Origin of the sequence: Nodosilinea nodulosa PCC 7104 (assembly GCF_000309385.1) — a bacterium.
Classification (GTDB): domain Bacteria; phylum Cyanobacteriota; class Cyanobacteriia; order Phormidesmidales; family Phormidesmidaceae; genus Nodosilinea; species Nodosilinea nodulosa.
Map to the genome: position 1 here is coordinate 5,978,307 of NZ_JH976537.1, position 19,046 is coordinate 5,997,352.

The following is a 19,046-nucleotide window of genomic DNA, read 5'->3' on the forward strand; positions in this document are numbered from 1 at the left end:
GGATGGGGGGAGTCGAAGGGAGGGTGAGGAGCTATTGTCCAATATTAGGCGACAGTGGGTCAATTAAATTGAGTATTGTCAATTAATTAGATTCAGTATATCTTTAATTTATTCGGATGTTTCCAATCCATTGACGCTAATAGGAGGTGTCTCTAATGATTACGGTTCGTCCTGCTAGTGAACGCGGTGCCGCCAACTTTGGCTGGCTCGATTCTCGCCACACATTCTCCTTTGGCAACTACTACGATCCTCGCCACATGGGTTTTGCCAGCCTGCGGGTCATCAACGAAGACAAAGTTACCCCCAGCCAGGGCTTTGGCACCCACGGCCACCGCGACATGGAGATCATTACCTACGTGCTCGATGGGGCGCTGGAGCATAAAGACAGCATTGGCACTGGCTCTGTCATTCGCCCTGGGGATGTGCAGCGCATGTCGGCGGGCACAGGTATTCGCCACAGCGAATTCAACGCCTCTGACACCGAGCCAGTGCACTTCCTGCAAATTTGGATTTTGCCTGAGACGGAGGGCATTGACCCCGGCTATGAGCAAATTTCCATTGCGCCGGAAGCCAAGCAGGGCCAGCTGCGCCTGGTGGGTTCCCGCGATGGCCGCAATGGCTCTGTCACTATTCACCAAGATGTGAGCTTGTACGCCACCACCCTGGCCGATGGCGACGCGGTGGAGCACACCCTTACCCCCGGTCGAGTGGCCTGGGTGCAGGTGGTGCGGGGGGCCGTTGACCTCAACGGCCAGGCTCTCACCGCTGGCGATGGTGCCGCCGTTAGCGACCTGGACACCCTCAGCCTGGCGGGGGCCGCCCAGGAGACTGAGGTGCTGGTGTTTGACATGGCCGCCTAACCAGTTTGCTGCGGCAGGAAAAACCTTTCTGCCGCAGCGAGATGTTCGTGAAAAAACCTGATTTACAAAGAGGAAAAACTATGGCTGAGCCTGTAATTGCCGATACCAGGCCCATGGTAATGGAGCTGGAGGCAGGGGACTACTTCTGGTGTACCTGCGGCCAGTCGAGCAATCAACCCTTTTGCAACGGTGCCCACGCAGGCACTGAATTCACCCCCATGAAATTTACCCTGGAGGAAAAACAGCAGGTGGCTCTCTGCGCCTGTAAGCACACCGAGAATGCTCCGTTCTGCGACGGTAGCCACGCCAAACTATAGGACTTATCGTTCTGGAGCTGCGAAACTGAGGGATGAGTCTGTCTAAACCGCAGCCATCCCCTAGGGTATGTTTTCGGATTTGCGCTGGCACAGCGCCATCTGTCTAGAACAGTCCCACTAGAGTAGCCTCAGCCTAATAATTCTGCTGCAGCCGCCCTCGGGTACGACCGCTGAGGCGCTCAGACACCAGGTCGCGGTCTTTGTCGGTGAGGCCGCTGATGCGCTGCTGAGCCTGATTGAGCTGCTGATTATCCGACAGACGATTGATTAGATCGGCTTCGTAGGAGCGCTGTCGAGGACTGAGACGAGACTTTCCCATGGGTGAACTACTCTGGCAGGAACTAGCATTATGAACCTGCCCCTAGTCTAAGTTCAAACCGGGTATCTGCGGAATCGGGTGAGTTTTGGCAAAAAATTGTTACCAAGGCCATGCAGCCAGAGCTGGTTTTAGCTGTCAGCCGCTGGGTCACGGCTGATCCAGCCTGTCTACGCTAAATGCCAGTATCCAGGGCCTCAGTGAGCTTGTCCAGGTACATCAGCATGAGGTTGCTCTGGTCACCGGGCATGGTGGTGCGCACTTCTTCCTTGAGCATTTTGTAGGCGACCACGCAGGCGCTCTGGCGGTTAAAGGAGCGAATGATGTTCTGCATCCAGACCAGATATTCTTCCATAAAGCCGTCTTCGTCGTAGAGCAGAATGCCCTTAGAGACGTGCTCCAGAGTGTACAGCATGTCGCGCTGGCACTGCTGAGCATGCTCTTGCACAACCTGGCGGTGGGGGGTTTGCATCAGCCGGCGCAGGGCGTTGAGCACCAGCTCTTTGCCATTGTCTCTCACGTGGTTGTAGAGGCTGACGCGGGTTTGAAACCCTTCCATCATCTGGTCAAAGGGGCGCAGTTCAGCATCGCTCAGGTAGCGACCATCGGCATCGCGGATGGAAGTGAGTAAGGCGTTATTCATGGCAGATAAGGGCGCGATCGCGCTATCTCGATGGGTTCCCACCCAAGGTGCCCAGGAGAACTGGTGTAACCAGGGATACCTCAATATTTCTTCGCACTGAAGCAAGCAGCCTCTGGCAAGCGATCTCCGGTGAAAAAGCCAACAATTTGTCCAACCTGTGCCGCTCAGATACAACTATCCTTTAGGCCCCATAGCCGGACGACCCTGGGAAATAGCTTTAGAAATTCTCAGTTCTGGCTTTGGCTATGGGGCGACTATTTCTGCTCTGGCGGCATTTCCATCCCAGGCATCGATGGGGAAGAACCGGGCTGCATGTTATGGATTTGGTGAAGCCCCATGGTTTGCTTGCCAAAACTGGCGAGACCCATGGCCACCAATCCCGAGCTGAGCAAGCCCATAGACACAAGGCCAAAGGAAAAAACGCCCATGGACACTACACCAATCGAAATAATGCCGTGGGACGCAACGCCAATGGCAACGACACCGTGTGCCGAAATGCCAATTGCCAGATAGCCATGGGCACCGATGCCGATGGAGACCCGCCTGATTTTTTGAGGAGATGAAGCCATGCTTTAGCGCTTTCAATACCTGTGACGACTGCTGCGATGCCACAGTAGTCGGATGGCCAAAGGCTGTCAAAAGACAGCCTGTCAACTGGCCAACCCTGCGTCCCAAAATGAGCGGCAGAGCCGTAAAACCAGGTTGCCCAGGGGGAGCTAGGGCACAGGGATGTCTATTTTCAGATACTGTGCCGATGCTCTAGGACACCCTAGCGGCATTGAGCTGGCTGGCCCAGCCCAGATCCCTGGCCTGTTGCTGGGCCAGCTCTGGCACATCCTGGGCGACGAAGTGCTGGTGGAGAATCTGGACGCTGAGCAGGTGATTGATCACGGCATCGAGCTGGACCCGCTCGGCGACGGGGGTGGCCTCATCCCGGTGGCGGTGCAGCAGGGTTTGCACGGCGTCGTAGTCGAGCAGGGCGGCGACCTCAATGGCAGTGCGGCTGAGGTAGTTGTCGGCCAGGGCCTTCATCGCCTGCTGCTTGACCACATCGGTGTGGGAGGGCGGCGCCATAAAGGCAAATTTTTGCCGCTTGTAGAGGGTTTCGGGCAGCAGCTCGCGCATGGTTTCGCGCAGAATGAATTTGTCCTGGTAGCCGCGAAAGCGCAGGCTGGGGGGCAGGGTGACGGCAAACTCCACCAGGGGATGGTCGAGAAAGGCGGGCCGCGCTTCTAGGGAGTTGGCCATATCGACGCGATCGCCCGCCCAGCCCAGCACCTGCGACTCAAACTGGGTTTTGATCCACACGTACTGGGCTTTGTCGAGGGGGTGGCGATCGCGCAGCTGCTTGTCATCCAGGGCGGCGGCGATCGCGGCCCCCGGTGAGTAATTTTCCAGGGCAGCGCGATGGTCGGGGTGCAGCAGCTCGGGCACCTGGTCGGCCAAACTCAGCCACGACTGCAAGCAGCTGGGCGTGAAGCCCACCACCTCATTCAGGGCCTCATCTTCCAACGGTTCTTCAGCCAGCAGGTTGCCCTTAAAGAGTTTATTGCTCTCCGCCAGCCAGGCTTCCAGGTCGGCCCGTTCCTCGGGGGTGGCGTGGGCCATGCCGTGGCGAATCATGTCCAGCCGCAGCTGCGGGTAGCCCGCAAATAGCTCGTCGGAGCCTTCGCCCGTGACCACCACCTTGTAGCCCGCCTCGTTAACGTGCTCACTCATCAACAGCTTGGCCACGGTAAAGGTGTTGTAGATGCTGCGCTCGGTGTGCCAGAGGGTGCGGGCAAAGTGGTCGTAGAGCTGGGTGCCATCGACGGTGAGAATATCCTGGTCGGCCCCCACGGCGGCGGCCATCTCGCGGGCGATCGCGGTTTCGTCGTAGTCGCTGTCGTCAAAGCCAATGGTGAAGGCTTTCACGGGCGACTGCTGGCAGGCAGCCGCTACCCCGAGGATGGTGCAGGAGTCGATGCCCCCCGACAGGTAGCAGGCCACGGGCACATCGGCCTCCAACCGCAGCTGAATCGCCTCCACAAACCGCTGCCGCAGCTCCTCCATATAGTCTTCGTCGGTGCGCTGGGGCCGGGTGCCCAGCAGCGGAAAATCCAGATCCCAGTACTGCTCTTTGTGCAGGGTGAGCTGGTCGCCCTGACGCTGCACCACCACTTTTTGCCCCGGCTCCACGGTGAAGACTCCCTCGAAGGCGGTAGAGCCGGGCACCATGGTCTGCATCAGCTGGTGAAACAGCCCCTGGGAGGAAAATTTGCGCTGCACCGCCGGGTGGGCCATCACCACCTTGATCTCGGAGCCAAACACGATCCCCTCAGGAGTGAGGCTGTAGAACAGGGGCTTGACGCCAAAGCGATCGCGCACCAGGGTCAGCCGATCGAGCTGCTGCTCGTAGACCGCAAAGGCAAACTCGCCGCGCAGGTGGGGCAGCGCGCCGTCGAGGCCAAAGCGATCGCTCAGGTGCAGCATCAGCTCGGTATCGCTCTTGGTGCGAAAGGTGTAGCCCCGCGAGGTGAGGTCGGCCCGCAGCCGCTTGTAGTCGTAAAACTCGCCGTTGTGGGCGATCAAAAACTGGCCATCTTCCGAGCGAAAGGGCTGCCGCCCCCGCTCGGGATTTAGATCAATAATCGACAGACGGGCGTGGGTAAAGCCGACCCCGCGCCCCTCGACAATGTCGTAGCCAAAGCCGTCTGGCCCCCGGTGGTGCTGAATGGCCGCCATGCCCACCAAAATCTGTGGATCCACAGGATGGGCCGGGTCTGCGTACATGACGCCGCCAATACCGCACATAGTGATTGTCCTCCGGGTTAATTGGTCATCCTAAAAGCCGAGGAACCCGCAGCGGGACTTTTTTTAGCAAAACTCAAGGGTTTGGGGAATTTTAGACTGACAAAAGTTCTGATGTAGGTTGGTGTTGAGCGAAGCGTTCGCGTAGCGTTCCCAGAGGAAAAAACCCAACTCCAGTAACGGTTTTGTTGGGTTACGCTAACGCTAACCCAACCTACGGCAGTCTAAGGGCTTCAAGGGTTTTGTCAGTCAACCAGGCTAGGCTGACTGCTCAACAGCTAGCCCACAGTAAATTGATCGCATCTCAATCTAAAATCGCCAATCCAAAATCGTATGATTCGCCACAGTCTTTAGTTTAGAATTCGTTAACAATTGCCGTAGCTCTGTGTACTGCATACACCTATTATAAATCCAGCGTTTCTATGACCTTTTCTATTGTTGCGTGGGATCCACAGACGGGCATGACCGGGGTGGCGGTGGCCACTAAGCACCTGGCGGTGGGGGCGCTGGTGCCCCACGCGCGGGCGGGGGTAGGGGCGATCGCCACCCAGGCCCAGACCAACCCGCTGCTCGGAATCTGGGGACTAGAGCTGCTGGAGCGGCGTCAGGCCACCGAAAGCCCCTTCAGCGAGGCCTCTGCAGAGGTGGTGCTGGGATGGCTGCTGGAGAACGATGGCGATCGCGATCGGCGCCAGGTGCATTTAGTCGATCACACCGGCCACACCGCTGCCTGGACGGGCCGCGACTGCACAGGTTGGGCGGGGCACCGCACCTTTGCCAATGTCTCGGTGGCGGGGAATATGCTGACTGGAGCAGAGGTGCTGGAGGCGATGGCCGCAGCGTTTCATCAGGGTGAGGGGATGGGTTTGAGCGATCGCCTGCTGCTGGCCCTGGAAGCGGGTGAAGCCGCCGGGGGCGACAAGCGCGGTCGCCAGTCCGCCGCCCTCTACGTGATGGATAAAACCCCCTACCCTCACCTCGATCTGCGGGTCGACCACCACGATGACCCGATCGCGATGCTGCGCACCCTGCACAGCGAGGCCCACAAAGACTACTACCAATCCTTTCGCCAGAGCATGCCCAGCCAGCTAGGGATACCCCAGCCAGACCAGGCTGCCTGGTTACCTAAAGCGGTTTAGCTTTAGGCGCATTTAAGCTGTTGCCAGACAAAAGTTCTGAGGCAGGTTGGTGTTGAGCGGAGCGTTCGCGCTGGCGAAGCCGCCCCTTTGGGGCTAGCGTTTCTAGAGGGGAAAACCCAACACCAGTAGTTGTGTCAGTCAACCAGGGAGCAGAGTCCCTGCCGCTGCCACCCAACTTTGGGGCTACCAACATAGGCTGCCCGCTGGTATCTGACCGCCGTCGCCCTGCTAGCTCCGGCCCAAGTGGCGGGCATTGCCCACCCTGCGACGGGCATCAGACGGCGCTGCAACTCGCGCAGCGTTGGGAAGTTGGCCCCCAGCGAGCATCCGTTGCACAATCGCCGCCAATATCCTTCATTTAACCTAACAGTGGCGGTTTTGGCCCCAGCCTTAGAGTAAAATCTCGGCACATTGTTGAGAGTGGGCCAATGCTAGATCGCTTCTGGGAAGTGCTGGGTTACGTCTTTGCCCTCAACGCCGAGGCCTTTCGCATTGCCACCACAATACCGGCTGGGCAGAAGCTGGCGCTGGTGGTGGTGCTGCTGGCGGGGCTATCCCAGGGTATTGGTCAGAGCATTATTCTTTTCATCAACCAGGTGCGGCCTGCCCGGTTTGTGCTCAGCCTGGGCATTAACGCGGTGCTGTTTGCCTTTGGCTTTTTGGCGCTGGTGCTGAGTACCTGGCTGGTCACCCTGACCCCCTGGTCACAGAACATGCTTTTGGGGCAGCTGGTGACGGTGCTGGGGTTGGCCTATGCGCCCCTGCTGTTTAGCTTTTTGGGGGCCATGCCCTACCTGGGAGTGCCAATTCTCAACCTGCTGTCCGTGTGGCATTTGCTGGCCATGGTGGTGGGGTTTGGGGCGATCGCCCATCTGGGCATCGGCAGCGCCTTTAGATACGTCGTCCTGGGCTGGATTTTGCTGCAACTGTTGCAGAACACCGTCGGTCGGCCCATTGCCAGCCTGGGCAAGCGCATTGCCAACCGGGCCGCTGGGGTGGATCTCGTCACCAACCGCCGCGATCTGACCGAATCGTTTCAGGCTGGCCTGGCCCAAACCTCAACCCGCTGGCAGGAAGAATTTAACCAGCGCATTACCGCCCTGAACCAGGGCGACGTGGTGGCCGCCGTGACCGGCGAGCCAACGGTTCTGGCGATGGCCGGAGCCGGGGAATCGGTCATTTCTGTAGACGCTGGGCCAACCGCAGACGGGAGCAATTCATTTAAAGCACTGCTGGGGCTGCTTGCCATGGCGGTGCTGACGGTGGTCGTGCTGGTGCTGCTGCGCCCCATTCGCGAGTGGTGGTTTAGCTGGGTGGGTAGCCTGCCCACCCTGGTGCAGCTGGTGCTGAATTTTGTCTGGATTGGCGTAGTCGCCCTGGTGGTAGCCGGGCTGCTGGCCCCGCTCGAAACCCTGGGCTGGTGGGCGGGTTGGTATGACGATGACGTCAATACCACCGTCAACGCCGGGGAGCTGGCCGAGCCTAGGGCCGACGCCGGACCGGTCAGCCGCTACGTGGTCTACCTCGACGGCATTGGCATCTCCAGCTTTGAATACCTGCCCGACATCGAAGAATTTCTCGACACCCTGGCCCCTACCCTGCCCAAAGATGTGGCGCTGATTCGCGGCATCATGCCCTACTCGGTGATGAATGCCCCCCTCAATGAAGATCGGCCCCTGTCGTTTCTGTGGCGCTATGCCGACAAACTGCGGTTTGCCAACCCCATGAGCGTGCTGGGGCTGCTGGTGAACATTCGCAACGTGCTGATTGTGGGCGTGTCTGCCGACAAGCGCTACGGGCCGCTCTACAACCAGGGCATTGCCCAGGTGGTGTTTAACGGGCTGGTCAAAAACGGCTACCAGATGGGCAGCGGCACTCCGGTGACGCTGGTGGGCTACAGCGGCGGTGGGCAGATGTCCTGCGCCAGTGCCCCCTACCTGAAGCGGGCCATCGGTGCCCCCATCGACGTGATTTCGCTGGGCGGGGTGATCAGCGCCAATATCAATCTTCTCAAGCTTGAGCACCTGTACCACATGGCGGGCGAAAAAGATGCGGTAGAGAAGCTGGGGACGAAGATTTTTCCCGGTCGCTGGAAGCTGTTTCCGCTGTCCTACTGGAACCGGGCCAAGCGGCGGGGCAAGATTAGCTTTATTTCCATGGGGCCGGTGGGGCACCAGGTGCCGGGCGGTATTCTCGACCCCAAGCTAGTGCTGCCCGACGGCCGCAGCTCCCTGGGGCAGACCATCGACACGATCAACGCCATTCTGCGCGGCGAAGTTTTGGAGACGGGGCTAGAGCGCGGCAGCCCCGCCAACAACTACGATATTTTTTGCGCCAACCCCCTGGTGCAGTACCAGAGCTACCCCCTCGACCTGCGGCCCGATCCCGCCCTCTACGTCCCCATTGCCGACTGGATTGGGCGGCTGATTTTGCCCGCCAAGGGCGATCGCTTTGGCGGCGTCTTCTACGAAATACACCATGCGCCAGACGGCCACAGAGGCCTGGTGGGGCAGGTGGTCAAGCTGCGCTGGTCCGATGCTCCGCTGACCCAAAAGCTGGTGCAGGCGGTTACCCACGATGTGCACTTTAGCGCCGATGCCGAGCACGCCAGTCGCGTTGGCGGCGTGATCAATCCGGTGCGGCTAAACCACTGGCTGCGGGTTGACCCGCTGGAGTCCCTGGCCGGGTCGCTGCCTGGGGACGACATGATTGTGGCGGTTGAAAATCCCCGGGTGGTGCTCGATAGAGATCGGGTAATGCTCCTGATCGACGCCCAGCCGATGGAGGTGACCGGGCGCTACTACGGCCTGGTGCAGTTTGGGGCGCCAATGCCGGCAGACCAGTGGCGGGTGCGGCACTTTAACCGGACCAGCCGCGCCTTTGACGGGGCTGAAGCGGTGGTGAGCCTGCCCCCGGTGGCCACGATGGCGGCCTACGGCAGCGACCCCTCGACGACGCAGGATCTTGAAAAATCGCCCTACAACGAGTCGGGCTGGTACATCTACGGGGCGCCCAATGCCAGCGGCATGTTTGTGGTGCAGGCCCTTGGCCCCAGGGCGCTGTTTCGTCTCCAGCCCCAGCGGGTGGTGTTTGGCGGGGCCAAGGCCGCCTACCGCTACATTCGCAGGGAAGCCTGGGCTGAGGTGGCGGCCCAAAAAGGGAAGATCGGCTCAGTATTGTGCACCGCGCGGGATAACGGTCGTCCGGAGGCGATCGCGGAGGCCATTGACGAGTGGCAGGTGGGCGATCGCGCCCTAATTCTCCACAACTACGGCGGCATCGGCGGCAACAAAAAGGAACCCGCCGCCTTTAGCCCGATTTTCTTTGGCCACTTTGCCTACGGACGGGCCGAGGTGGTGCACGACCCCCTGGCCGACGAACGCCGCTTTGAGATCCGCTACTACCAGGTCTACGCCCACAACATCGACGGGCTGATTGCGGGCACGCTGCACTGGTCGAGGTATCAGGGCGATCGCCAGCGGGGCTGGCTGGGCACTCGGCCCAGCTGCGATATTCTCGTCAAGCTCGACGCCTTCAATCGCTACTACCACTTTGACGATGAGCGCAGGTCTCCCCTCTCCCGCATGGAGGCCCACCTGCAGGCCATGACCGCCCGCTACCGCATTGGCGACGGCACTGGCGGCACCTTTGTCGGCCCCTCCAACAACTGCTCCCAGGACTCAAACCAGGCGCTGTTTGCCAGCCTGCAAAGCACCGCCGACAGCCTCAACCGCCATGCCGATGCCCTCATTGCCTGGAACCAGGCGCACCCCGATCAGTCGGCGGCACTGCAGCAGCTCGCGGTCTTTGGCCAAGATCTCAAAGGGGTTTTGCAGCCGCTGGGGGGCCTGCGACCGGCCTGGGAAAAAAACGAGTTCAACCTCGGCAGCTCCATCGAAGACGAGCCGCTGCGCAACCTGGTTATGGGGCTGGGCAGCTGGCGCACGGTGTTTCCCCGCAAGGCTAGCGACACCGTGGTGCACAAGTTTCTCAAGTACGGGGCTTCGGCCTGGGTACTGCGCACCAGCCAGGTGGGCGGCCACGACCCCGATATTGAACCGATCGCGCCGATGACGTTTTAAGAGGTTCATTCTCAGTTAGTACATAGAGAATTTTGGGCATACAAATAGCGGCATACCTAGCTTGAACCATGCCCGATTTAAATAGAAGGGGGAGAAGTGCCCAGTGGAAATTACATATAAAAATAGTTTTTTTGATGTTATGTCTTTTCATGTCTATCACATTCCAAGAATGACAAGCATGAGAATTTTCATATTGTTTTTCATTTCGCTTATTGTGTACGACAGTTATAGAACTTGGTCACCAGGCGAAGACTCAATCTTTGTCTTTATTGCTTCAACACTTCTATATGCAGCTTCTTGTTTGATGTTTTTGGCTTTCGCTGAGTTCTTATTCTTAGCGATATGCTTCCTGCCAAAGCTTAAGAAAGGTGGTATAACAGAACATAAAATGTTGGTTTCTGAGGCAGGAATAGTTGAAGAGACAAAGTTCAACCGCACTGAGCATACCTGGGAAGGCATCGCAAAAGTCTCACAAAACCGAAACTATATTTTTATTTATATTTCGCAGCATGCTGCACACGTTATTCCAAAGAATCGTACTTTCGATGACGTTTATCAAGTCGAATCGTTTTTCGAAAATGCATACAGTTTGTGGCGAGTTGCTGTTCGTCGTTAACTAAATTTTCATGTCCATCAGCGAATCGAGATTGCTCATAAACATGGGCTAACAGTTGCCATATAGATTGGGTGGTGCGCTGGCAGAACTCAGCAGAATCAGTCTGCGGTTGGCTAAACTTGATCACGACTTATAGCTATGGCCAAGGTGATTAGGACGTAGACTAAACGCGAGAGTCTCATGGTGTGTGAGTGACATGGCCAAACCCTACAGCCTTGATTTGCGTCAGAAGGTGATCGATGCCATCGAACTCGATGGATTGAAGAAGCGTGAAGCCAGTGCGCTGTTTCAAATCAGCCGTAACACCCCGTAACACCATCGACTTTTGGCTGAAGTACAAAGCGGCGACCGGTTGCCTTGAGCTTGACTCAAAAAAGTGGACAGTTCTGACCTTAAAGCTACTTCCCCTCGCTGGCAATCTGCTTGCTCAGCCACAGCACCGGCAGCAGCCCCACTAGAATGATCGCCAGGGCCGGGGCCGAGGCCTCGATCAGCCGCTCGTCGGCGGCGTACTGGTAGACCCGCACCGCCAGGGTGTCGAAGTTAAACGGGCGAATGATCAGCGTCGCGGGCAGTTCTTTCATCACGTCTACAAACACCAGCATGATCGCCGTCAGCAGGCTGCTGCCGAGGAGTGGGCGGTGGACTTGTAGCAGGGTTTGGCTGGGGCTCTGGCCCAGGCTGCGGGCGGCATCATCCAGGGAGGGCTTGATCTTGCCCAGGCCTGCCTCCACCGCCCCAAAGCTGACCGCCAAAAACCGCACCAGGTAGGCAAACAGCAGCGCAATGATCGTGCCGCTGAGCAGCAGCCCGGTGGAGACGCCAAAGGTCTGGCGCATCCAGCTATCGATCGCATTGTCAAACCCCGCCAGCGGAATCAGCGTGCCCACCGCGATCACCGCCCCCGGTACGGCGTAGCCCAGGTTGGCCCCCTGCACCGCCAGCTTTAGAAAGGGGGTGCCGTTGAGCCGCAGACCGTAGGCCATTACCAGCGCCAGCACCACCGCCAGCAGGGCCGCCAGCACCGCCAGCACCAGACTGTTGAGGCCCAGCACCACAAAGTCGCCGTTGAGGGTGGCCCCGGCGTTGCGAATCGTCATCGCCAGCAGCAGCCCGGTGGGAATTAGCAGCCCAAGCAGCACGGGCACAGCGCAGGCCAGCCAGGCCCCGATCGCCCGCAGCCCGGTGAGACGATAGCGCGACTGTGACACCGATCGCCCCATGCCCTGGTAGTAGCGGGCCTGCCGCCGCGACCTTTGCTCCAGCACCACCAGGGCAAAGATAAACAGCAGCAGCACCGCCGAGAGCTGCACCGCCGCCGGGCGATCGCCCATGCCAAACCAGGTGCGGTAGATGCCCGTGGTAAAGGTTCCCACGCTGAAGTAGGCCACCGTGCCAAAGTCGTTGAGAGTTTCCATCAGGGCCAGGGCGGTGCCGGCGGCGATCGCGGGTCGGGCCAGGGGCAGCGCCACCGAGCGGAAGCTGCGCCAGGGGCCACAGCCCAGGGAGCGGCTGGCCTCCAGGGTGGCGGTAGACTGCTCCAAAAACGCCACCCGCGCCAGCAGGTACACGTAGGGGTACAGGGTCAGGCTAAACAGCAAAATCGCGCCGCCCACCGAGCGAATATTGGGAAACCAGTAGTCGGTGGCTCGCTGCCAGCCAAACAGACCGCGCAGGGCCGTCTGCACCGGGCCAAAGTACTCCAGCGTGTCGGTATAGACGTAGGCGAGGATGTAGGCCGGGGCCGCCAGGGGCAGCAGCAGCAGCCACTCAAACCAGTGCCGCCCCCAAAACTGGCAGGCGCTCACCAGCCAGGCGGTGCTGATGCCGATCGCCAGCACCCCCGCCCCCACCCCCACCATCAGCATCAGCGAGTTGCGCAGGTACTCCGGCAGCACCGTGGCCGCCAGGTGCCCCCAGGCATCGCTGGAGTTGGTCAACAGGCTGGCGAGAATGATTGCCAACGGCAGCAGCATCACCAGGGCGATCAGCGCCACGCCAACCGTCCAGCCATCGGGCCGTTTTAGAGACATGGGCCGGGGAATGCCGAGGGATTTCATCGCCAGTGATTATTGCTACCCATTCCTTTTAACACAGAACGAAACCCCGCCCGCCCATGGCAGCAAAAGAGCCCTGCGGGAACGGCTGTAGGTTGGCGTTGAGCGCAGCGTTCGCGTAGCGTTTCCAGAGGAAAAAACCCAACAAAACCGTTACTGGTTTTGGGTTCCGCTGGAGCTTCACCCAACCTACCGCAGCATAAGGGTTTCAAGGGTTTGGTCAGTCAGCCGGGCCATACCGTGCTGCCGCACTCTCAAGGAAGAAATTGAGGCGATTGGGGCCGCAGCTACGCCGAGTTTTCGCTACTGAAGTATGCTTTGCAGAGAGTTCCTGCGGGCCGAGGCCCCACGGCGCGGTTTTCGCCCCTCCCTGACAGCGCTCGACTTTCCAGTGCAGACCCGACCATGGATGTTCTCAACCTACTGACCCGCCTGCTGCTGTGGCTTGGCCTCGGCTATTTTTTGTGGTGGATTCTGCGGAAGTTTATTCCGGTCAACTTTCTCACCTGGTTTGGCGGGGCCATGCTTTTGGCCCTGGTTGCCGTATCGTTTTTGTTCCCTGAAGACAGCACAATCGGGGTGTTTGGGCAGTTTTTGTCGTTTCCGCTAACCCCCCTGGGCGGGGCGATTGTGCTGCTGATGTTCTCCTTTAGCGAGAACTTTAAAAAACAAGGCTCAAAAATGGTCACCGTAGCGCTGCTGATTTTGGTTTTTGCCAGTATGCCCCTGGTGGCGCGGGCGCTGGTCAACCATTCAGAAAGTGCGGTACAGCGGGCCTATGCCAGCCAGCAGCGCCTGTGTAGCGACATTTGCCCCGCCGTCGATCAGGTGCCGGTCGACCGGGCGGTCTCGCTGGTGGTGATTGCTGAAAACGCCGATGCCTACCGCCTCACCAACGCCCTCAACAGCCGCATTGACGCCAATAACGAACTCAGTCCGGTGCTGGTGGCCCGGCTCAACAGCGCCGCCGATGTGTATAACCGAATTAGCCTGGCCCGCCCGTTTGTAACGGTTACCGCCGGACCACGGTTTGGCACAGCGGAGGAGCAGGAGCCGCTCCGGCAGGCCATTCGCCAGCAGTTGGTGAGCCGAGGCATACCCGGCGAGAGCATTCGCATCGAGAACACGGGCACCAATATTCGCGCGGCGGTGCTCAATCAGCGGGATTTTTTGACGACGCAGGGGTTGTTTACCGAGCCGGTTCGCAGTGGTCCCTTTGATACGGCTCGCAGCAATCGCGACGCCAACCGCATCGTGCTGGTGGCCCCGGCGCTGACCATGCGCCGCGCTGCCCTGGCCTTTGAGAATGTGGGCATTCAGGTGGTGGCGGCTCCGACTGAGCTTTACAGCACCATCGGCTTGAGCGATCGCGACACCCTGGCCCGCCTGGCCGATCTGGTTCCTGACGTCAATGCGCTGGTGTTGACTACGCGCTACTGGAGCGAGCTGCTGGGCTCGATATACTACTACCTTCAGGGCTGGCTCCCCCCCGTCAGCATGCAGTGGGAGCAGGTGGTCGAGACGCTTCCGTAGCTCTGGTACTCGCATCGGCGATCGCCAGAGCGATCGCCGATGCAGCCCCTCAAATTCGTCTAGGATAGGGGGGCAATTAGGGCAGATTCTATGGCGCGATCGCAGCTACAAAAACTGGGCACCTACCTCCGCCCCCACTGGCAAAAGGCTGCCCTGGGGGTTGCTGCACTGTTTATCGTCAACCTGGTCGGCGTGTGGATTCCCCTGCTAATTCGCAACGGCATCGACGAATTACAGGTCACCTTCAGCTTTAACCGGGTAATGTACTACGCCCTGATGGTGCTAATTTTGGCCTCGGTGATGTGGGTAATTCGCATGGTGTCGCGCATTACCCTGTTTGGGGTGGGCCGCCAGGTGGAGTTTGACCTCAAGCAGCGCATCTTTGAGCACCTGCTGCGCCTGGAGCCCGCCTACTTTGGCCGCAACACCGCCGGAGAGCTGATCAGCCGCGCCACCAGCGATGTCGACAACATTCGCCGCCTGCTGGGGTTTGCCATTTTGAGCCTGGCCAACACCCTGTTTGCCTACGCCCTGACGGTGCCGGTCATGCTCTCCATCAGCGTGCGGCTGACGGTGATTTCGCTGCTGGTCTACCCGCTGATGCTGGTGCTGGTGCAGTCCTTCAGCAACCGCCTGCGGGTGCAGCAGCTCACGGTGCAGGAGCGAATCTCAGACCTCAGCGACCTGATCCAGGAGGATATGAGCGGCATTTCGCTGATTAAAATCTACGCCCAGGAAGACAACGAGCGCCGCGCCTTTAACCGCCTCAACACCAATCTGCTCGACGCCAACCTCACCCTGGCCCGCACCCGCAACACGTTGTTCCCGCTGCTGGGGGGGCTGGCCAGCATCAGCCTGCTGGTGATTTTGGCCACCGGGGCCGGGGCGATCGCCAACGGCGCGCTGACGGTGGGCGATTTTGTCGCCCTGCTGCTCTACGTGGAGCGGCTGGTGTTTCCCACCGCGCTGCTGGGCTTTACCATCACCGCCTACCAGCGCGGCGAGGTCAGCATCAACCGGGTCGAAGAAATTCTCGATGCCGAACCCGAGGTGCAAACCGCCCCCTCCGCCATTCCCTTGCCCCTGGAGCAGGTGCAGGGCACCCTAGAGGCCCGCCACCTCAACTACGCCTACCCCGACAGCAAAACCCCCGCCCTCGACGAGGTGAGCTTCAAGATTTTGCCGGGCGAGCGCATTGCCATTGTCGGCCCCATTGGCTCGGGCAAGTCGACCCTGGCCAACGCCCTGCCCCGCCTGCTCGACATCGGCCCCGGCCAGCTGTACCTCGATGGCTACGATGTCACCGAGCTGCCCCTGGGCGATCTGCGGCGGGCGATCGCCTACGTACCCCAGGACAGCTTCCTGTTCAGCACCACCATCAACAACAACATCCGCTACGGCGAGCCGCTGCTGGAGTTTCCGGAGGTGCAGTACGCCGCCAAACAGGCCCAAATGGACGAAGAAATTCAGAATTTTCCCCAGCACTACGACACCATCGTCGGCGAGCGCGGCATCACCCTCTCCGGGGGCCAGCGGCAGCGCACCGCCCTGGCCCGCGCCCTGGTGGTCGATGCCCCCATTCTGGTGCTCGACGACGCCCTCTCCAGCGTCGATAACCGCACCGCCACGGCCATTCTCAACGCCCTCTCGGAGGGCACCCAGCAAAAAACGGTGCTGTTTATCTCCCACCAAATGTCCGCCGCCGCCACCGCCGATCGCATTTTTGTGATGGACCAGGGCCGCATTGTGCAGCAGGGCTGCCACCGCGATCTGGTGCAGCAGCCTGGCCTCTACCGCAACCTCTGGGAGCAGCACCAGCTAGAGTCAGTGTTGCAGTAGCGAGCCACTTTGCCTGGGGAGTGTGGAGCAGACTCAGCCTGGGCTGACGGGAAAGAAGAACAGCCAATTAAACCCAGACCAGGGTAAAAAATACAGCAAGGGAGATGATCCTTATGGAAAGTATTAAAGTGCGGCAGCACGTTGGGCAAGATGGCATTCTGCGCCTCGATTTGCCTGTCGGGTTGGCCGACCGAGATTTAGACGTGATGGTGATATATCAACCCGTACAGGCTTTAACTCCTGTAGAAACGTCCTTATCAGCGCTATACGGCATCTGCGCTGATGACCCAATTGTGACTGATGGACAGGGCATTTCGGTTGTCCTGGATGATGAGCTGACCGGAGCTTTCGATTAGGCATGCTCTACTTACTCGATACCAACGTATGCGTCATGTTTTTGAATGGGCGCTCGACTTTAGTGCGCGATCGCCTACTGTCTACACCAACTGACGCTATGGCTATTTGCTCAGTAGTTAAAGCTGAGCTTTTTTACGGTGCCCTGCGCAGCAAAAATCCAGCCCAAACGCTAGAGCGGCAACAGCTGTTTTTAGGGAAATTTACTTCGCTCCTCTTTGACGATGGGGCGGCTTTGGCGGCTGGTAGAATTCGAGCAAATCTTGCCAATCTAGGAACTCCTATTGGCCCCTATGACCTGCAAATAGCCGCGATCGCCCAGGTAAACAATCTAACTTTAGTCACCCACAACACGCGAGAGTTCGATCGCGTAGATGGTTTACAGCTTGAAGATTGGGAACTTGCCGCTGAAAGCAGCGAGGCTGGTTAACTGACAAAACCCCACGACCTTTATGCTGCCGTAGGTGAGTTAGCTTTAGCGTAATCCCAAAAAACCGTTACTGATGTTGGGTTACGCTTCGCTCAACACCAGCCTAGATCAAAGCTTTTGTCAGCCAATCAGGCAGTGCAGTTGCCTCGGCCTGCGATCAGGAACCCACCGGGTCAGTTACAACTCGGCGGCGGCCTGTCCTGCTACCCCAATGACACGGCACGGCGACAGGATTGCCATACGGTTTACCTATAACAAAAATGTTCGCTCCTCATCACCTCATATCCCTTCAAAGAGGTACATCCATGGATAAAATTTTGGCAGGTTTAGCGTCTTTGATGGTCGTGACCGCTGTCCCTATGGTGGCCCAGGCCCAAACCCCAGCTCCATCTGCACCTCGTGGCACCACAACGGTGTCGCTAACCCAAAATCTTACTCCGTTTCAACTGGTCAACCTGGCCTATGAGGGTGGCCTCCAGGCCCAGGGCATCCCGAGCTACGGACAGTTCGAAAATGCCTACGCCCAGAACAAGGTCGATGCTCACAGCCTCGTTGCAGCGGCCATTCAGGGCGGCTATGTGCCAGCCAACACCGCGCAGGACGGCGGCTATCTCAATGGCGTGCGATTGCAGCTCCGCTCTGTTGCCCCCGATAGCAACAGCTACCGTTTCCCCTAGGAGGCTGGAAAGTTCTGGGACTATCGGCCAGGTGCTTCCCCACCTGGCTGGTTCACCCCAGGACCGCTCCAATTTTGTCATCCCTTTGCTGACTCTATTCTGCTGAACCTATGCAAGGTTTTTCTCGTGAGCTACGAAATCACTATGAAAGCCGACCTAGAGATTGAGCTGCTGCATGACAAGATGAACCTTTTGCGGGAAGAAGAGGTAGTCACCATCCTTGAAATACTCAAAGAGCAACAGCATTGGCTAAGGCAGGTTAAGGAAATACTTCAGGGTCATCCCCTCAAACCAGAAGGGGATACGGTGTGATTGTAGATCACAGGGACATTGATCACTTTTCTTTAGAACATCTGACATTGCTCTGCCGCAGAATTGGCACACATCCTCCCTAAATTAAGCCTATGAGATTGGCTCAAAAGCCCTTCTCAAAAGCGGGCTGATTCCACAACCCTAGGGAGGGAAAAACGCCATGAAAGTCAAGGAATTGGGTATTAGTTTAGCCGGAGCAATCCTATTAACCATAGGTGGATTAGCCCTCTACGATCGCCTCTCCGTCGGTGCTGATTCTATTCCTGCGGCGGAGAGTGAAGCCCTCGCGGCGCTGCCGATGCAGACTGAGCGCTTTTATAGCCAGGCCATGGGCACAAACCGTCAGTACGGCGTGATTTTGCCCCCTGACTATGACCAGCACCCCGACCAGCGCTATCCCGTCATTGTGCTGCTTCACGGGGGGCACGATGATCTAAGGGCCTACGCCGACCAGTACGGCATTGCCCAGGTGTTGCAGCAACTCTACGCCACCCATCAGCTGCCTTCTGCGATTGTGGTCATGCCCGATGGCAACGACAACCGAGGCTCCAGCTATCTATGGGATCCGCAATATTTTGACGGCCCTAACGGTAAGCTCGGTACGCTGATTGGCTCTGAACTGGTACAGCAGATTAAAGACCACTACCGCACCCTGCCGGGGCCTCAGTTTTGGGCCATGGGCGGAGTGTCTTCCGGCGGGTGGGGGGCCGTCAACATTGGCCTCAGACATCTAGACAGCTACGGCATTCTCTTTAGCCACAGCGGCTACTTTACCGATAGCAGCGGTGCCCAAAACAGTCCTGAAAGTTTTATCAAACAGCTGCCAGCCAGTTCACTCCACCACCTTCACATCTACATGGATGCGGGCGACAATGGCTTAGACACCGATATGCGAACCTCAAGCCAGACCTTTCACCAGACCTTGGAGCAAATGGGAATTAGCAATGTCTTTCATATCTTCCCCGGTGGGCACGGCATGTCGGGGCCTGATATTGGCTGGAACTATTTTCACAAACACCTGACGGACTCGCTCACCTACGTGGGTCAACAATTTGAACAGTCTCAAATGCGATAAGGCGAG

The 19,046-nt window shown here is 58.7% G+C and carries 17 protein-coding genes and 1 pseudogene; 13 read left to right on the top strand and 5 right to left on the bottom strand.

The annotated features are described in order from the left end of the window. Positions 1 to 155 precede the first annotated feature (155 nt). Both LEPTO7104_RS0127740 and LEPTO7104_RS0127745 read left to right on the top strand, forming a co-directional pair. Positions 156 to 860 (top strand): pirin family protein, encoded by a 705-nt coding sequence (locus LEPTO7104_RS0127740; RefSeq protein ID WP_017301854.1) that lies wholly within the window; start codon positions 156 to 158, stop codon positions 858 to 860. Between the two features lie 80 nt (positions 861 to 940). Next, a complete protein-coding gene (locus LEPTO7104_RS0127745) occupies positions 941 to 1,177 on the top strand; it encodes a CDGSH iron-sulfur domain-containing protein (protein ID WP_026073146.1) in 237 nt (78 codons plus the stop codon). A gap of 133 nt (positions 1,178 to 1,310) precedes the next feature. Here the strand turns inward: LEPTO7104_RS0127745 and LEPTO7104_RS0127750 are convergent, their stop codons facing one another. The 4 genes from LEPTO7104_RS0127750 to asnB form a co-directional block, all read right to left on the bottom strand. Beyond that, positions 1,311 to 1,496, bottom strand: a complete 186-nt coding sequence (locus tag LEPTO7104_RS0127750; protein ID WP_017301856.1) for a hypothetical protein — start codon at positions 1,494 to 1,496, stop codon at positions 1,311 to 1,313. Between the two features lie 172 nt (positions 1,497 to 1,668). Beyond that, positions 1,669 to 2,136, bottom strand: a complete 468-nt coding sequence (locus LEPTO7104_RS0127755) for a globin family protein (RefSeq protein ID WP_017301857.1) — start codon at positions 2,134 to 2,136, stop codon at positions 1,669 to 1,671. Between the two features lie 254 nt (positions 2,137 to 2,390). Further along, positions 2,391 to 2,705 (bottom strand): hypothetical protein, encoded by a 315-nt coding sequence (locus LEPTO7104_RS0127760; protein WP_017301858.1) that lies wholly within the window; start codon positions 2,703 to 2,705, stop codon positions 2,391 to 2,393. A gap of 190 nt (positions 2,706 to 2,895) precedes the next feature. Beyond that, entirely contained in the window at positions 2,896 to 4,929 is a 2,034-nt protein-coding gene (gene asnB, locus LEPTO7104_RS0127765; protein ID WP_017301859.1) for an asparagine synthase (glutamine-hydrolyzing), read from the bottom strand. A gap of 419 nt (positions 4,930 to 5,348) precedes the next feature. Between asnB and LEPTO7104_RS35660 the strand changes: the two genes are divergently transcribed. The 4 genes and pseudogenes from LEPTO7104_RS35660 to LEPTO7104_RS40530 all read left to right on the top strand — a co-directional run. After that, the gene (locus LEPTO7104_RS35660) at positions 5,349 to 6,065 is read left to right on the top strand and encodes a DUF1028 domain-containing protein (protein WP_040695701.1); all 717 of its coding nucleotides are present in this window, start codon (positions 5,349 to 5,351) and stop codon (positions 6,063 to 6,065) included. Positions 6,066 to 6,493: 428 nt separating this feature from the next. After that, a complete protein-coding gene (locus LEPTO7104_RS0127775) occupies positions 6,494 to 10,147 on the top strand; it encodes a hypothetical protein (protein WP_017301861.1) in 3,654 nt (1,217 codons plus the stop codon). Between the two features lie 103 nt (positions 10,148 to 10,250). After that, positions 10,251 to 10,763, top strand: coding sequence for a YcxB family protein (locus tag LEPTO7104_RS0127780; RefSeq protein ID WP_155523817.1), 513 nt, complete (start codon positions 10,251 to 10,253; stop codon positions 10,761 to 10,763). Positions 10,764 to 10,959: 196 nt separating this feature from the next. After that, positions 10,960 to 11,070 (top strand): annotated as a pseudogene (locus LEPTO7104_RS40530) (IS630 transposase-related protein); the annotation flags it as partial. Positions 11,071 to 11,161: 91 nt separating this feature from the next. Here the strand turns inward: LEPTO7104_RS40530 and LEPTO7104_RS0127790 are convergent. Further along, positions 11,162 to 12,796: an ABC transporter permease gene (locus LEPTO7104_RS0127790; protein ID WP_225887062.1), complete on the bottom strand. Its 1,635-nt coding sequence runs from the start codon at positions 12,794 to 12,796 to the stop codon at positions 11,162 to 11,164. Between the two features lie 429 nt (positions 12,797 to 13,225). On the opposite strand from LEPTO7104_RS0127790, the gene LEPTO7104_RS0127795 reads away from it, so the two are divergent. The 7 genes from LEPTO7104_RS0127795 to LEPTO7104_RS0127825 all read left to right on the top strand — a co-directional run bounded on the left by LEPTO7104_RS0127795 (position 13,226) and on the right by LEPTO7104_RS0127825 (position 19,040). Further along, positions 13,226 to 14,353 carry a YdcF family protein gene (locus LEPTO7104_RS0127795; RefSeq protein WP_017301865.1) on the top strand — a complete coding sequence of 376 codons (1,128 nt, stop codon included), beginning with the start codon at positions 13,226 to 13,228 and terminating at the stop codon, positions 14,351 to 14,353. A 90-nt stretch (positions 14,354 to 14,443) separates the two neighbouring features. Further along, positions 14,444 to 16,192, top strand: coding sequence for an ABC transporter ATP-binding protein (locus LEPTO7104_RS0127800; protein WP_017301866.1), 1,749 nt, complete (start codon positions 14,444 to 14,446; stop codon positions 16,190 to 16,192). A 113-nt stretch (positions 16,193 to 16,305) separates the two neighbouring features. Further along, positions 16,306 to 16,548: a hypothetical protein gene (locus tag LEPTO7104_RS0127805; protein ID WP_040697745.1), complete on the top strand. Its 243-nt coding sequence runs from the start codon at positions 16,306 to 16,308 to the stop codon at positions 16,546 to 16,548. 2 nt (positions 16,549 to 16,550) lie between these two features. Next, positions 16,551 to 16,976: a type II toxin-antitoxin system VapC family toxin gene (locus tag LEPTO7104_RS0127810; protein ID WP_026073147.1), complete on the top strand. Its 426-nt coding sequence runs from the start codon at positions 16,551 to 16,553 to the stop codon at positions 16,974 to 16,976. A gap of 305 nt (positions 16,977 to 17,281) precedes the next feature. Next, entirely contained in the window at positions 17,282 to 17,653 is a 372-nt protein-coding gene (locus tag LEPTO7104_RS35670; RefSeq protein WP_225887063.1) for a hypothetical protein, read from the top strand. A 144-nt stretch (positions 17,654 to 17,797) separates the two neighbouring features. Next, positions 17,798 to 17,965, top strand: a complete 168-nt coding sequence (locus tag LEPTO7104_RS0127820; protein WP_155523818.1) for a hypothetical protein — start codon at positions 17,798 to 17,800, stop codon at positions 17,963 to 17,965. 160 nt (positions 17,966 to 18,125) lie between these two features. Beyond that, positions 18,126 to 19,040: an alpha/beta hydrolase gene (locus LEPTO7104_RS0127825; RefSeq protein ID WP_026073148.1), complete on the top strand. Its 915-nt coding sequence runs from the start codon at positions 18,126 to 18,128 to the stop codon at positions 19,038 to 19,040. Positions 19,041 to 19,046: the final 6 nt, after the last annotated feature.